Genomic DNA, 11,542 nt, shown 5'->3' on the forward strand with positions numbered 1-11,542 from the left:
GGTCCGCGGGAGGCGACGACACAGCCCCGGGCGGACGGCCCGGGGCTGTGTCGTGGGGCGCCAGGCCCGGTGGGTCAGCGGAAGGAGACCCACTTGGCCGCGCTCGGCACTCCGTTCTCGTCCAGCAGGAAGAGCATGTAGTAGCCGGGCGGGACGTCGTTGGCCGAGGGCGGCGCCTGCAGGCGCAGGCTGTTCCCCTGGCGCTTGACAATGGCCAGTTCCAGGTGGCGCTGGCTGGTGTTGAGGGAGTGCGTCGCCGTGGTCGGGGCCAGCAGGACGGCCTTCTTGACCTGGTCGGGCGTGGAGGTCCCCACGGTGAAGGCGGTGTCGTACCGCAGCGGCCCGTCGGGGGCGCGGTCGAGGGCCGGGCGGGCGCCCTGGTGGAGGTAGGACGGCTCGAAGATCTCGATGCTGCCGTTCATGTCGTCGTCGATCTTCGGGTCGTTGGCGAGCTGCTGCAACTCGTCACCGGTGACCATGACCCGGCCGTCCGGGAGGACGACGGCGTTGGAGTGGTAGCCGCGCGGCAACCGCTGCGCCGGTCCCAGCTTCCACTCGCCCAGCGCGTTGCGGGTCTCGATCTGCCGGTACTTCAGATCGGACTTGGGGTTGTAGTCGCCGTTGCCGTAGTCCCGGATGCCGTAGGCGCCGTTGACGGTCAGCAGGCTCGCGTCCGGGAGCAGCAGGGTGTCGTCCTGCGTCCGGCCGAAGGCGCGGGGCTGCTGCTTCTCCCAGTCGCCGCCGCTCGTGAGCCGGTAGGTGTTGGGGTCGTCGCGGTCGCCGCCGAGGACCAGTACGGAGTCCGGGCCGCGCACTCCGGCGGGCAGCGGCACGGCGGAGCCATAGCCGCGGTGCACGCCGTCGGGGCGTGCGGGCAGGTCCGTACGGGTCTCCGCGACCGGGTCGAAGGCCCACTGCTTGGTGGCGTGCCGGCCCAGGCCGTAGACCTTGCCGTCGCGCAGGGTGAACAGGTGCGGGTAGTCGCTGTCGGTACCGAAGGGCGCGTCCACGCGCAGGGTGTCCGTCGGGACGTCCTTGGGGATCAGGGTCTTCTCGAAGGGAACGGGGTGGCTCTTGGCGGGGAAGCGCTCGATCACGGAGGTGGAGGTGCCCCAGCCCTGATCGGTGTGGCCGGACATGATCAGCAGGCGGCCGTCGGGGGCGGCGGCCACGGAGGGGTACCAGCGGCCGACCTCCATGTCCTTGTTCACGGACCAGCTCTCGGTCCACGGGTCGAAGACCAGCGACAGCTTGGCGCCGGCGCCGCCGCCGTAGCCGAGGTTGCCGCCGAAGACACCGACCATGCCGTTGGGCAGGAAGGCGTGTCCGGCGCAGAAGAAGGGCGCCGGGCGCTTCTCGCCCGTGCCGTCCGGCACGACCAGCTCGGGCGGGGTGACCTTCGTGAAGGCGGCCGCGCCGGTGCCGCGGCGCGGGTCCCACAGGAAGGCGCGGCCGGCGTTGGCCTTGCCGAGGGTGTTGGTCGGTGCGGGCTCCTCGGTCGGGTCGGTCTCCATGCGCTCGAAGGAGAAGAGCAGCACCTTGCCGGTCGGGAGCATGGCGATGTGGGCGGCGAAGTCCGGGGACTGGAAGTACTCGGCGAACTGACCGAACGCCTTGGGGTGGAAGCGGGCGTTCACGTCGGCCTGGGACCGGGTCAGTGAGTTCAGGCTGTCGATCCGGGCGAGCTGGGAGTACCCGCCCAGCTTGAGGATCTGCTCGCGGACCTTCGTATGCTCCTGGGCGTGTTCGGTGCCGAGGGCCGCTTTCTCCTCGGGGCGGGCCGAACCGTCGTGCGCGGCTGCCGGGACGGCGGTGACCAGGGCGGCGGTGGCAGCGAGCACGGAGATCGCGGCCCGACGGGCAGCGTAGCGGGCGGCTCGGGGAGCTGATCGTCGCGCGGATCGGCGCTTGATACGTGACATGTGACTCCTCACCAGGGGTGCTGGAGCGGCGGGTGCCCGTGCGGGGGCACAGGGCGCCTACGACGCCTACGGACACAGACCTATGCCGACGCGTCCGGCACTGCACACCGGGAAGATCGTCCGGGCTTCGGGCCGCCCGGGTGAAGGCACCGCCCTGAGCTGCGCCGACGGCGGTCCGCGGGCCCGCCGCCCGGTCCCCCGCCCGGCTGCAACCCGTGGTGATCACGGACACCGGTCGGCCCCCTCCGCGAACCGGGTCGCCGCCGCCCCGGCACGGCCGGTTCCGGCCCCGCTAGCGGGGGCCGCGACCGGGACGTGGAAGAGGGGCCGGAGGAGGGGCCGGAGGGGGCGCCGGAGGAGGGGCCCGAATCGGTCAGGATTCGAGAAGCGCCCTTGCTCCAGGCGTAGTTACCGTGACGGACATGGACATCAGCATTCACATGAGCACCCTCCCGCAGGACGACCCGGACGCCGCCGTGGCCTTCTACCGCGACGTCCTCGGCTTCGAGGTCCGCAGCGACGTCGGCCAGGGCAAGATGCGCTGGATCACGGTCGGCCCCGCCGACCAGCCCGGCACCTCCATCCTCCTCGCCCCGCCGGCCGTCGACCCCGGTGTCACCGAGGCGGAGCGCCGCACCATCGCCGAGATGATGGCGAAGGGCACCTACGGCTGGATCCTCCTCGCCACCAAGAACCTCGACAGCACCTTCGAGAAGATCCAGGCCGGCGATGCCGAGGTCGTCCAGGAGCCGACCGAGCAGCCCTACGGCGTCCGCGACTGCGCCTTCCGCGACCCCGCGGGCAACCTGATCCGCATCCAAGAACTCCGCTGAGCGCACACGTCGACGAAGGGGGTCCGCCATGTGTCGTCCAGCGTGGAGACAGGCACTGATCGAGGCGTCGCACCTGAAGGACCTGGCGCGGCTGCGCCGCGTCCGGGACCGGATCGACCGGGAGCACGCCCGCCCACTGGACGTCGAGGAACTCGCCCGCGCCGTGGACATGGCGGCCGGGCTCCTCGGCCGCCAGTTCCGGCTCGCGTACGGCGCGTCCCCGTACGCCTACCTGACGGCGCGCCGCATCCAGCGCGCGACGGCCCTGCTGCGCGCTGGCGACCTCGGCGTCGCCGAGGTCCGCCGCGCGGTGGGCTGCCCGACGCCGGGCATCTTCACCACCCGCTTCACCGAGCTGGTCGGCGTGGCGCCCGACGCGTATCCGCGCGCCGCCCGACCGCCGGCCGAACCCGCCGAACCCGCCGAACCGGTCAGGATTCGAGAAGCGTCCGCCCCCACCGCACACCTAGCGTGGTGTTCATGACCTCCACCGAAACCTTCACCCTCGAGGTGGCCGACACCGAGGCCGCCGACCGCTTCTACACCGCCTTCGCTCCGGGCGTGCAGGTCCGCCTGCGGGCCTCGGGGGCACCGACGACCGGCTTCCGCGGGTTCGCGCTCTCGCTCACCGTCCCCCGGCCGGCCGACGTGGACGCCCTCGCTGGCGCCGCCCTGGACGCGGGTGCCACCGCACTGAAGCCCCCCTCGAAGTCGTTCTGGGGCTACGGCGCGGTCGTACAGGCCCCGGACGGGACGATCTGGAAGCTCGCGACGTCGGCGAAGCGGGACGCCGGCCCGGCCACCGGGCGGATCGACGACGTCGTGCTCCTGCTGGGAGTCGCCGACGTGTCCGAGACCAAGCGGTTCTACGTCGACCGCGGCCTCGCCGTCGCCCGGAGCTTCGGCAGCAAGTACGTCGAGTTCGCCACCCCGTCGAGCCCCTTCAAGCTGGCGCTGTACGGGCGCCGCGCCCTGGCCAAGGACGTCGGCGTCCCGATCGACGGGTCCGGCTCCCACCGGCTCGTGATCGGCGGCGCCGGCGGGCCCTTCACCGACCCGGACGGCTTCGCGTGGGAAGCAGCGGTACCGGCCACCACCGCCTGATCCATGACCCGCACCATCCGATCGAGCTCCGCGAGCGAGGAACCTGCACATGAAGGGCACGCAGAAGTTCAAGACCCGGTACGCCACCCTCGGCTTCAGCGACCGGCCCCGCTGGACGAGGGCACGATGTGGCCGACCTCGTACGCCCTGACGGAGCTGACCCCGGGCCACGGTGACGGCGATCGCCGCGGTCCAGCGCAGCACGCTCGCACGGCGCGGCGCCGGTCCGCCGTCCCGCAGGACGGCGATGCCCAGCGGGACGAGCGCGAGGCACAGGCCCGCGGCGGCCACCACCGACAGCGGGGTGGTGCCCTTGAGCACGCCGAGTGGCAGCGCGGCGGCCGCCGCGAGCGCGAGGGCGCGCACCGGGCCGAGTACGCGCGCCCGCCAGGCTCCGACGGCGAGGATCAGCCAGCCGCCCGTGATCGCGATGTTGAGGCTGCTGAAGACGTGGAAGGCGCCGTACGTCTCGCCGACGAACCGGGTGGCGGCCTGCGCTCCCTGCCGGTCCGCGAGCTGGAAGGCGAGGTGGTCCACCCCGGCGTGGAAGGTTCGGGCGAAGAGCCCGAGGACGGCGAAGACACCGCCCCACAGTGCGGCGCCCGGGCTGCGGGGCGCGATCCGGGCCGCGAGCGTGGCGAGGGCGGGCCACAGCAGGACCGTTCCGGCGGCGAATGCGCCGTAGGCGGTGGCCATCAGGCCGGGGTGTTCGACGCGGGCGGCGAGCTGCTCGGGGTAGAAGAAGTGGAACGGCAGCCGCAGCAGGACTCCGGTGGCCAGCAGCAGCGGTCCGGTCACCAGTGAGACCCCGCCGACCCACCGGCCGGGGAAGGACCAGTCGCCCGACCGGTCCACCGGCAGCAGCCGGGCCTTCGCCGGGACGGGTGCGGAGGTGGGCGTGACTGTGGGTGCGGGTGCGGGTGCGGGGATGTCGCGTACGGGGGGTGTCCTCGGCGTCGTCGTCATACCGGGAACGATCGCGCCGGGGAGGGTGCTGGCGCGTCGGAGCACGGTCCACTTCCACGGCCCCGGGTATCGGACCGTGGTCCGATACCCGGGGGTTTCGCCGTCGACGGTTCTCATGCGGACACGGGCGGCGCTTTCCGGTCTGCATCGGTGGCGACGGTGTCGAGCAGCAGTTCGGCGGCTGGCGGACGGCGGCTACGGACCGGGCCTCAAGCGGTTTCCCGGATGAAACGGCGCAACTCCGCGCAGAGGGCCCCGGGATTGTCCAGCTGGACGAGCGTGCGCGCCCCGGGGATCTCCACGTACCGCCCCTGCGGCAGCAGTTCGGCGAGCCGACGGCCCGTGGCGGGCGGCATCATGCGGTCCTCGGCGCCCCAGGCGACCAGCGCGGGCCGGTCGAAGTCCGCGAGCTTCTCCGCGGCCTCGAGGTAGGTGTCCTTCCGGGTGCTGCGGCAGAACTTGGCGAGGTCCCGACGGATCGCACGCCGGCTGAGCAGGGGCCGGTACCAGCGTCGGACCAGCGCGTACGGGATCGGCTGCCGCGCCATCCCGCCCAGCGAGCTCCCCATCCGCACGAGGAAGGGGACCCGGAAGGACTGCAGCAGCAGGAACAGGCCGCCCGGCACGCGCGCGGCCGCGTGCAGGGTCCGGCCCTGGATGCCCGGCGGGTAGTTGTCCAGGGCCTCGCACGAGGTGAGCACCAGGCGGCCGATGCGTTCGTCGCGCACGCCCACCAGGAGCTGGGCCGTGCCTGCGTCGTTCTGGACCAGGGTGACGTCGCGCAGGTCGAGGCGTTCCAGGAACTCGGCCAGGAGCGCGGCGATCCCGTGTGCGGAGAGGTCCGCGTCCGGCCGCATCGGCCTGCGGTGGCTGCCGATCGGCAGTACGGGCACCACCACCCTTAAGTCGGGCCGCAGTTCCTGCACCACCTGGTCCCAGACCGACTCGTCGAAGCCGAGTCCGTGGACGAGGACCACGACCTCTCCGTCGCCGCCCGTGTCGGTGAACTCGATGACGCCTGCGCTCAGTTCGATCTCGGGCAAGGTGCTACCTCCGACTGGATAGACCGATCCAGTGGGAGACTATCGAGCTCGGTGATCGCCCTGCTGGAGGGCGCGTTCATGCTCGGCCGTGCCGCGCGGAGCGCCGATCCGGTAAGGGCCGCGTCCCGGGCCGCGGCGGCCATCGTCCGTGCGGCGCAGTCCGGGTCGTAGGGCACGGTCGGGGCGCCCGGGCCCCGTACCGGCGCGGTCAGTCGCGGGCCGGGGCCCTCAGGGCGGCGGAGATCAGGAGCGCGAACGCGAGCACGGCGGTGGCGGTGCGGATGTCGTTGAACATCTCCCAGTGGCGCAGGACCTCCGTGTGATCGACCGGGGCCGAGCCCTGCGCCCACTCCTTGATCCGGCCGTTGATCGGGACGTTGCCGAACCGGGTGACCAGGAGGGACGTGAGCGCCAGCAGGCCGGCCCCGCCCGCGAGCAGCCGCGTACGGCCGCGCGTCACGGCGGTGAGGGTCAGCGAGCTGACGATCGACACGCCCATCGCCGCCTGCATGGTGATGCCGTTCATCTTCATCAGTTCGGTGTGGAACGACAGGCGTATGTCGAGCGGTACCGCGTTGAAGGTGGGAACGAGGTTGGCCGCTCCGTAGCCGAACGCGCCGGCGAGGAGCCCGGTGGAGAGGAGGGCCAGGCCCAGCAGAAGGCGTGTGCGCATGTTCGTCGGCTCCTGTGCGTCGGTGCTCACGGCGGGCGGGTGCGGGCGGCTGCACGCCCGTGCACCAGGGTCCGCGCTGCCGCACGCCAAGTCCAAGAGGAAGTCCTTCTGGCGAGCAGAAGGACCGGCTATCAGGGTCCTGGCCTTGCTCCCGGTGCCGTGCGCGGGAGCCGCGTCACTTGCCGTCGGAGAAGTTGTGCACGCCCCACCAGCCCGAGGAGTCACGGTAGAGGCCCACGCCGACCTCGGTGAAGTCCGGGTTGACCTGCGCCTTGTAGTGCCCGGAGCTGTGGCGCCACATCGACTGGAACTTCTCGGCGGCTTCTTGGGCGGTCATCGAGGCATCGCTGAACCAGACGATGTTCTCGCCGGTCCAGGTGCGTGAGCCCGTCTTCAGGTAGGCGCGGTCCGCCGACGAGGAGTGGGCGAATCCGTTCTTCCTCATGTGCTCGGCCCACTTGCGGGCGAAGTCGCTGAGGTCCTGCTTGAGCGCGAGCGGGGGCCGGCCGACGGCGGCCCGTTCGTTGTTGAGCAGCTGCAGGGACAGCGACTGGGCCGTGGCGACGTCCTGCGTCGAGGTGCGGGCGCCGGGCACCTTGGGGTCCGGTCCCGTCGGACCGCTCCCCGAGGTGCTGCGGGTCGGGGGCGCGGTGGGCTTGGCAGTGCGCTCCGTGGCCGTCGCTCCGGAGCGCTGCTCCGCTTCCTTCGCCTGCGCGGCGGGCGCGGATGCGGGTGCCGATGCGGATGCGGACGCGGAAGCGGCGGTGCTCGGGCTCGCCGTACCGTCGGCCGGCGACGGGTCGGCGCCGGTGGTCGGATCTGCCGCGCCGGTCGGCGGGGCGTCCACCGCGTCCGGCCGGCCGGCGAGCGCGGAGGGGGAGCCCGTCGCCGCTGTGCGTTCCGGGGCCCCGCCGGATATGAGGGCGTAGCCGCTCCCGACCCCGGCCAGCAGGACCACGGCGGCCGCCGCCATCAGGGGAGTTCGGCGCCGGCTCTTGCGGTGGCCACGGGCCGCCCTGCCCGCGGCGCGCGCCCGCCCGCGCCGGCCCGACCCGGAACCAGCACCGTCCACGTCCGCGTTCACGTCCGCCTCCGCGCCGTACGTGAACTCATCGCCGTGATACCGCATCGCATCTCCTCGAAGGTGAGGGCCCACCTGGCCTGACATTGAAGGAGACCCGTGGGGCGCGCGGCGATAACACCTTTCTCAGGGGAATGTGCGTGCCGGTGGTGCGCGGCGTTGCTTCCGGGGGCGGCGCACCCCCGGTCTCGCCCCCGCCCCGCCCCCCCGGGGGGGGGGGGCGGGGGGGGGGGCCGGGGGGGGGCCCCCCCCGGGCCCCCCCCCGCCCCGCCCCGGGGGGGGGGCCGGGCCGGGGCGGGTGCCGGTCAGGCGAGGGCGAGGAAGAGCTTCTCGAGTTCTTCTTCGGTCATGGGGGCCTGGTTCTCGTCGGCGTTGGTCATGCACTGGCGCATGCCGCTGGCCACGATCTTGAAGCCCGCGCGGTCCAGCGCCTTGGAGACGGCGGCGAGCTGGGTGACGACGTCCTTGCAGTCGCGGCCGGCTTCGATCATGGCGATGACGCCCGCGAGCTGCCCCTGGGCGCGGCGCAGGCGGTTGAGGACTGCGTTGACTGCGTCGTCGTCGACTTTCACCGGTGCCTCCTGGCCTTGTGTGTTCTCCCCCGATAGTACCCCAGGGGGTATCCGGGCGGTGGGAGTCATTGGCTGCGGAGGGCGGTGAGGGCGGCTTCGAGGTCGCCCTGGCGGGGGCGGTTGTGGGGGAGTTTGGCGAGGAGGGCTGCCATGCCGCAGGTGTTGGTGAGGGCCGAGTAGACCAGGCCGCCGGCGATGCCCGCGGAGGCGAGGCGGAAGGCGGGACGCAGGCGGCCGAGGGTGAGGCCGCTCAGGACGACGGCGCCGGCGGTGAAGCGGACCTGGCGTTCCATGGTCCAGGTGGTGCGCCGGTTGCCGTCGGGGTGGTGGAGGGCGAGTCCGCCGTCGGTCCAGGCTCCGGTGCCTCCGGTGAGGGTGGTGGCGGTGATGCCGTTGTCGGCGAGGGTCGCGCGGGCGTTCTCGGCGCGGGTGCCGGAGGCGCAGACGACGAGGAGGTCGCTGCGGGCGGCGACCTCGCGCAGGTCGGGCAGGGCGCGGGTGAGCTGGTCGAGGGGGATGTTGAGGGCGCCGGGGAGGTGGCCGGTGGCGTATTCGCCGGGGGTGCGGACGTCCAGGACGATCAGGTCGTGCAGGCGGCCGTGGGCCTGGTGGATGTCGAGGGCGTGGGGGCGGGGCTGGGCCATGGTGTGGTGTTCCGTCCTTGTGGGGGGATCCGCTCCTGATGCCCCGGGGGGTATGTGAGCGGGTGTGGTCGAGGGGAGCCGGCCACGGGGTCAGTGCAGGGCGTCGATGAGCATGAGGGCGGCGACGGTCAGGAGGACGGTCGCGAAGGTCCGCTGCAGGGCGGGTCCGGAGACCTTGGCGGCGAGGCGTTTGCCGTCCCAGGCTCCGAGGACGGCCGCTCCGGTGAAGGGGGCGATGGCCGCCCAGTGCAGCGGGGTGTGGGTGCCCGTGCGGGCGGCGAGTGCGGCGAGGGAGTTGACGGTGATGACGAGGAGGCTGGTGCCGACGGCGGCGCGCATGCGCAGGCCCAGTACGGAGACGAGCGCGGGGACGGCGAGGAAGCCGCCGCCGACGCCGAGGAAGCCGGTGATCGAGCCGAGTCCGGCACCCGCCCCGGCGGCCCGCGCGGGTCGGACGGGCCGGGGCTGCCGGCCGGAAGCGGGGGCGGGGGCGGTGAACATGCGCCAGGCGGCGAGGCCGGCCGTGGCGGCGAACGCCGCGGTCAGGACCGGTTCGGGAACGCGGGTGGCCAAGGTGGCGGCGGCCAGGGCGGGCGGGATGCCGGCGGCCGCGAACAGGGCGCCGGTCTTCCAACGGACGTTGCCGGACGCCGCGTGGGTGTACAGGGCGGTGGCGGACGTGGCGGTGACGATGATCAGGGAGGCGGTGGTGGCGGCAGCCGGGGTGAAGCCCAAGAGGTAGATCAGGGCCGGGACGGCCAGGACGCTGCCGCCGCCGCCCAGTGCCCCGAGGGCGAGTCCGACGACGGCCCCGGCGGCGAGGGCGAGGATGAGCGTGCTCACGCTGTTCGGCCGTTGCTTCCGCGTTCGTCGACGACCGGCAGTCCGGCGGAAGCCCAGGCGTTCATGCCGCCCTTCACGTCGACCGCGTCGCCCCCGCGGCCGGTCAGCAGCTCGGCTGCCTGCCGGGAACGGTGTCCGGAACGGCAGATCACCACGAGCGGCCGGTTCCGCGCGGTCGAGGGCAGGGCGGCGCCGGCGACGAGGCGGGAGAGCGGGGCGTGGACGGCTCCGGGGGCGTGCCCGGCGTCCCACTCGACCTGCTCGCGCACGTCGAGGAGGACGGCGGCGCCGTCGGTGGTGCGCCGGTGGGCCTGGGCGGGGGTGATGCGGGCGGGGCTGATGCGGGCGGGGCCGCGGCGGAAGAGGAACATCCGTCTTCCTTCCGGGTCGATGGGGCAGGAGGAGTACGGGAGTACGGGAGTACGGGTTCAGAGGTCCCGGTCGCCGTCGGTGAGGGGCAGGCCGGCCTCGGAGGCGGCGTCGAAGGAGTCGTCGACGGCGACGACGTCACGTCCGGCGGCGTCCAGCAGGGAGGCGGCGATCGCGGCGCGCATTCCGCCGGCGCAGTGCACCCACACGGTGCCGGGCGGGACCTCGGTCAGGCGCCGGTGCAGGTCGTGGACGGGGATGTGCACGGAACCGGCGATCCACCCCCGGGCGCGCTCCGCAGCGCGGCGCACGTCCAGGACGACCGTCGTGGAGTCGGTGTCCCGGGCGCCCCGGTTGGCGAGGTCGGCGAAGGTGGCGCGGGGGAAGGAGCGCGGGCCGTGCCCTTCGGGCATCCAGTCGCGGGGCGTGCCGGTGGCCGCCGCCGCGGGCCGGTCGAGGCCGACGCGGACCAGTTCGCGCTGGGCGGCGGCGAGCTGGGCGGGTGACTCCGCGAGCAGGGTGACGGGCTTTCCCCAGGGGATCATCCAGGCGAGGTAGGTGGCGATCTTTCCGTCGGCCTCGAAGTTGAACGAGCCCGCGACGTGACCTTCGGCGAAGGCGATCCGGTTGCGCAGGTCGACCACCCATTCCCCGGCGGCCAGCCGCTCGGCGATGTCGACGGCATCGGTCAGGGGCGGTGTGCTCAGGTCCACCGGATCCGGGCCCGCGGCGTTGGCCGGGCCCATGTGGGCGTAGTAGGCGGGTACGTCCTCCAGGCCGGCCAGCAGGTCGGCGACGAACCGGTCGACGTCCTTGACCAGGGCGTCGTTGACGTTCTTCTCCTTGCCGATGGTGGTGGCGTCGCCCTCGGACTGGGAGGAGGAGCAGAAGCTGCCGAAGCCGTGGGTGGGCAGCACGGCCGTCTCGTCGGGGAGCTCGGCGGCCAGGCGGTGGACGGAGGCGTGCTGGGCGCGGGCCAGCTCCTCGGTCAGGCGCGGCTCGACCAGGTCGGGGCGGCCCACCGAGCCGATCAGCAGCGAACCGCCGGTGAAGACCGCCGCCACCCGGCCGTGCTCCTCCAGCGCGTAGGAGGTGTGGTGGGGGGTGTGGCCGGGGGTGGCCAGCGCCCGCAGCGCGATGCCGTCGTCGACGCCCACCGTGTCGCCGTCGGCCACCGGCGTCCGGGCGAAGGAGACGCGGGCACCGGCCGGCACCAGGTACGCGGCGCCGGTCAGGCGGGCCAGGTCCAGGCCGCCGGTGACGTAGTCGTTGTGCAGGTGGGTCTCCACCACGTGGGAGATCCGCACCCCGCGGGCGGCGGCCGCCGCGATGACCCGGTCGATGTCGCGGGGCGGGTCGACGACCGCCGCGGTCGTGGCGCCGCCCGCCAGGTAGCTGCGGTTTCCGAGTCCCTCGGTCTCGATGGTGTCGATGAAGAACACGCGGTTGCTCCTTTCGGCTGACAATTACCCCCGGGGGTATATTTCGAGCC

General features: G+C 73.3%; 13 protein-coding genes. 4 read left to right on the forward strand and 9 right to left on the reverse strand.

Annotated elements, in window-relative coordinates; genetic code table 11:
* Positions 1-74: 74 nt before the first annotated feature.
* Positions 75-1,922, reverse strand: a complete 1,848-nt coding sequence (locus tag ACIQK6_RS12575) for a galactose oxidase early set domain-containing protein (protein ID WP_329100052.1) — start codon at positions 1,920-1,922, stop codon at positions 75-77.
* Positions 1,923-2,344: 422 nt separating this feature from the next.
* Here ACIQK6_RS12575 and ACIQK6_RS12580 point away from each other — a divergent pair, with 422 nt between their 5' ends.
* The 4 genes from ACIQK6_RS12580 to ACIQK6_RS12595 all read left to right on the forward strand — a co-directional run bounded on the left by ACIQK6_RS12580 (position 2,345) and on the right by ACIQK6_RS12595 (position 4,663).
* The gene (locus tag ACIQK6_RS12580; RefSeq protein WP_030011646.1) at positions 2,345-2,755 is read left to right on the forward strand and encodes a VOC family protein; all 411 of its coding nucleotides are present in this window, start codon (positions 2,345-2,347) and stop codon (positions 2,753-2,755) included.
* Positions 2,756-2,783: 28 nt separating this feature from the next.
* Entirely contained in the window at positions 2,784-3,239 is a 456-nt protein-coding gene (locus ACIQK6_RS12585) for a helix-turn-helix transcriptional regulator (RefSeq protein WP_402694760.1), read from the forward strand.
* Entirely contained in the window at positions 3,236-3,859 is a 624-nt protein-coding gene (locus ACIQK6_RS12590) for a glyoxalase (RefSeq protein ID WP_329100050.1), read from the forward strand. The genes ACIQK6_RS12585 and ACIQK6_RS12590 overlap by 4 nt, the downstream gene beginning before the upstream one ends.
* A 126-nt stretch (positions 3,860-3,985) precedes the next feature.
* Complete coding sequence (locus ACIQK6_RS12595; RefSeq protein ID WP_402694761.1) at positions 3,986-4,663, forward strand: hypothetical protein; 678 nt, start codon at positions 3,986-3,988, stop codon at positions 4,661-4,663.
* A gap of 371 nt (positions 4,664-5,034) precedes the next feature.
* On the opposite strand, the gene ACIQK6_RS12600 is transcribed toward ACIQK6_RS12595, so the two are convergent.
* The 8 genes from ACIQK6_RS12600 to ACIQK6_RS12635 form a co-directional block, all read right to left on the reverse strand.
* Positions 5,035-5,868 (reverse strand): alpha/beta fold hydrolase, encoded by an 834-nt coding sequence (locus ACIQK6_RS12600; RefSeq protein WP_329100048.1) that lies wholly within the window; start codon positions 5,866-5,868, stop codon positions 5,035-5,037.
* A 208-nt stretch (positions 5,869-6,076) separates the two neighbouring features.
* Positions 6,077-6,541: a DUF1772 domain-containing protein gene (locus ACIQK6_RS12605; protein WP_329100046.1), complete on the reverse strand. Its 465-nt coding sequence runs from the start codon at positions 6,539-6,541 to the stop codon at positions 6,077-6,079.
* Positions 6,542-6,716: 175 nt separating this feature from the next.
* Positions 6,717-7,670 carry a CAP domain-containing protein gene (locus tag ACIQK6_RS12610; RefSeq protein ID WP_402694762.1) on the reverse strand — a complete coding sequence of 318 codons (954 nt, stop codon included), beginning with the start codon at positions 7,668-7,670 and terminating at the stop codon, positions 6,717-6,719.
* Positions 7,671-7,927: 257 nt separating this feature from the next.
* Positions 7,928-8,194: a metal-sensitive transcriptional regulator gene (locus ACIQK6_RS12615; RefSeq protein WP_030010943.1), complete on the reverse strand. Its 267-nt coding sequence runs from the start codon at positions 8,192-8,194 to the stop codon at positions 7,928-7,930.
* A 65-nt stretch (positions 8,195-8,259) separates the two neighbouring features.
* Positions 8,260-8,838, reverse strand: a complete 579-nt coding sequence (locus ACIQK6_RS12620) for a rhodanese-like domain-containing protein (protein ID WP_329100044.1) — start codon at positions 8,836-8,838, stop codon at positions 8,260-8,262.
* Positions 8,839-8,928: 90 nt separating this feature from the next.
* Positions 8,929-9,681 (reverse strand): sulfite exporter TauE/SafE family protein, encoded by a 753-nt coding sequence (locus ACIQK6_RS12625; protein ID WP_402694763.1) that lies wholly within the window; start codon positions 9,679-9,681, stop codon positions 8,929-8,931.
* Positions 9,678-10,052: a rhodanese-like domain-containing protein gene (locus ACIQK6_RS12630; protein WP_402694764.1), complete on the reverse strand. Its 375-nt coding sequence runs from the start codon at positions 10,050-10,052 to the stop codon at positions 9,678-9,680. Before ACIQK6_RS12630 ends, ACIQK6_RS12625 begins: the two co-directional genes overlap by 4 nt.
* A 57-nt stretch (positions 10,053-10,109) precedes the next feature.
* Positions 10,110-11,492 carry an MBL fold metallo-hydrolase gene (locus ACIQK6_RS12635; protein WP_329100041.1) on the reverse strand — a complete coding sequence of 461 codons (1,383 nt, stop codon included), beginning with the start codon at positions 11,490-11,492 and terminating at the stop codon, positions 10,110-10,112.
* Positions 11,493-11,542: the final 50 nt, after the last annotated feature.

Source organism: Streptomyces sp. NPDC091682 (assembly GCF_044756625.1).
In the GTDB taxonomy this organism is placed as follows: domain Bacteria; phylum Actinomycetota; class Actinomycetes; order Streptomycetales; family Streptomycetaceae; genus Streptomyces.

Excerpts from the sequence above, each read along its gene's own strand:
- ACIQK6_RS12575 (WP_329100052.1), bottom strand. The coding sequence starts at position 1,922 with ATGTCACGTATCAAGCGCCGATCCGCGCGACGATCAGCTCCCCGAGCC.
- ACIQK6_RS12580 (WP_030011646.1), top strand. The coding sequence starts at position 2,345 with ATGGACATCAGCATTCACATGAGCACCCTCCCGCAGGACGACCCGGAC.
- ACIQK6_RS12585 (WP_402694760.1), top strand. The coding sequence starts at position 2,784 with ATGTGTCGTCCAGCGTGGAGACAGGCACTGATCGAGGCGTCGCACCTG.
- ACIQK6_RS12590 (WP_329100050.1), top strand. The coding sequence starts at position 3,236 with ATGACCTCCACCGAAACCTTCACCCTCGAGGTGGCCGACACCGAGGCC.
- ACIQK6_RS12595 (WP_402694761.1), top strand. The coding sequence starts at position 3,986 with ATGTGGCCGACCTCGTACGCCCTGACGGAGCTGACCCCGGGCCACGGT.
- ACIQK6_RS12605 (WP_329100046.1), bottom strand. The coding sequence starts at position 6,541 with ATGCGCACACGCCTTCTGCTGGGCCTGGCCCTCCTCTCCACCGGGCTC.
- ACIQK6_RS12610 (WP_402694762.1), bottom strand. The coding sequence starts at position 7,670 with ATGCGGTATCACGGCGATGAGTTCACGTACGGCGCGGAGGCGGACGTG.
- ACIQK6_RS12620 (WP_329100044.1), bottom strand. The coding sequence starts at position 8,838 with ATGGCCCAGCCCCGCCCCCACGCCCTCGACATCCACCAGGCCCACGGC.
- ACIQK6_RS12630 (WP_402694764.1), bottom strand. The coding sequence starts at position 10,052 with ATGTTCCTCTTCCGCCGCGGCCCCGCCCGCATCAGCCCCGCCCGCATC.